The sequence below is a fragment of the Comamonas testosteroni genome, from assembly GCF_000761245.1.
Taxonomy (GTDB): Bacteria; Pseudomonadota; Gammaproteobacteria; order Burkholderiales; family Burkholderiaceae_C; genus Comamonas; species Comamonas testosteroni_C.
This window is the reverse complement of the sequence record NZ_AWOR01000055.1, coordinates 1-675: the sequence shown is the minus strand read 5'-3', so window position 1 is coordinate 675 and position 675 is coordinate 1. Positions and strand designations below refer to the sequence as shown.

Genomic DNA, 675 nt, shown 5'->3' with positions numbered 1-675 from the left:
GTAGCCGGAGGCCATGGAGCGCTTCATCACGATGGAGGTCTTGGCCTTCCACACCTCCAGCACCGGCATGCCGGCGATGGGGCTGTCAGGATCGTCCTGGGCTGCGGGATTGACGATGTCGTTGGCGCCGATGACGATGGCCACATCGGTCTCGGGGAAGTCTTCGTTGATCTCGTCCATCTCCATCACGATGTCGTAGGGCACCTTGGCCTCGGCCAGCAGCACGTTCATGTGGCCGGGCATGCGGCCCGCCACCGGGTGGATGGCAAAGCGCACAGCGACGCCCTGCTCGCGCAGGGTCCGGGTGATTTCATTGACCGTGTGCTGGGCCTGGGCCACGGCCATGCCGTAGCCGGGCACGATGATGGCGCTTTTTGCCTCGCGCAGCATCTCGGCGGTCTCGGCTGCACTGACGGGCGCCACCTCGCCCTGGGGCTCGGCGGCCGCAGACGCGCCGCTCTTCTTGGCCGGCGTGCCGGAGCCGAAGCCGCCCGCAATCACGCTGATGAAGTTGCGGTTCATGGCCTGGCACATGATGTAGCTCAGGATGGCACCCGATGAGCCCACCAGCGCGCCGGTGACGATCAGCAGGTCATTGCCCAGCATGAAGCCGGTCGCCGCAGCAGCCCAGCCCGAGTAGCTGTTGAGCATGGACACCACCACGGGCATGTCGGC

At 66.4% G+C, this 675-nt stretch carries 1 protein-coding gene; it reads right to left on the bottom strand.

The window, feature by feature from the left end; genetic code table 11:
- Positions 1-675, bottom strand: a 675-nt coding sequence (locus P353_RS16000) for an NAD(P)(+) transhydrogenase (Re/Si-specific) subunit beta (RefSeq protein ID WP_034371461.1), incomplete at both ends; no start/stop codon positions are given.